The sequence below is a fragment of the Methylobacterium sp. D48H genome (assembly GCF_053345715.1).
The window spans coordinates 1-794 of sequence record NZ_JBKFAP010000078.1 but is presented as its reverse complement, the minus strand read 5'-3'; the positions used below and the strand labels follow the sequence as shown (position 1 = coordinate 794).

General features: G+C 65.1%; 1 protein-coding gene. It reads right to left on the bottom strand.

The annotated features are described in order from the left end of the window. Nucleotides 1-36: 36 nt before the first annotated feature. Nucleotides 37-794: IS3 family transposase (locus tag ACLBX8_RS31545; RefSeq protein WP_447716402.1), on the bottom strand; the 758-nt coding region annotated here is incomplete at its 5' end.

Here is a 794-nt window from a genome sequence, read left to right as displayed (position 1 = left end):
AGTGACCAGCCCCCACGCGGTGGTCCGAGTTCAAAGTTAGTGCAGGGTCGGCCTCTGCTCTACGGGTAGCTTGGCCGACGGAGCCGGTCGGGCGAGCGCAGTCGGCCAAGCGGTCATGGCTGGCACGAACACCTCCGGCGCTGGTGGCTTATAGCCAAGCGCACCGTGCGGGCGGATCGTGTTGTAGTGCCGACGCCAGCTTTCGATGATGATCTGTGCCTCCCTCAGGGTGTAGAAAATCTCGCCGTTCAGGAGTTCATCCCGCAATCGCGCGTTGAAGCTTTCGACAAAGCCGTTCTCCCACGGTGAGCCCGGCGCGATGTAGGCGGCCTTTGCGCCAATGGCCGCAATCCAGGACTGCACCGACTTGGCGATGAACTCGGGTCCGTTGTCTGAACGAACGTGCTCGGGCACGCCGCGCAGGATAAACAGGTCCGAGAGCACGTCGATCACGTCAGCTCCCTTCAGCTTGCGCGCAACGCGGATCGCCAGACATTCGCGGGTGAACTCGTCGACGACGTTGAGCATCCGGATTTTGCGCCCGTCATGGGTGCGCGCCTCGACGAAGTCGTAGGCCCACACGTGGTCGCGCCGCTCCGGTTTGAGCCGGAGGCAGGAACCATCCCCGTCCCACAGCCGGCCCTTCTTCGGCTGGCGGCCGGGCACCTTCAGCCCCTCGCGCCGCCAGATCCGCTCGACCCGCTTGTCGTTGACCAACCAGCCGGCCGCCTTCAGCAGCGCGCCGATCTTCCGGTAGCCGTAGCGCCCGTACCGGCGCGCCAGCTCCACAAGAT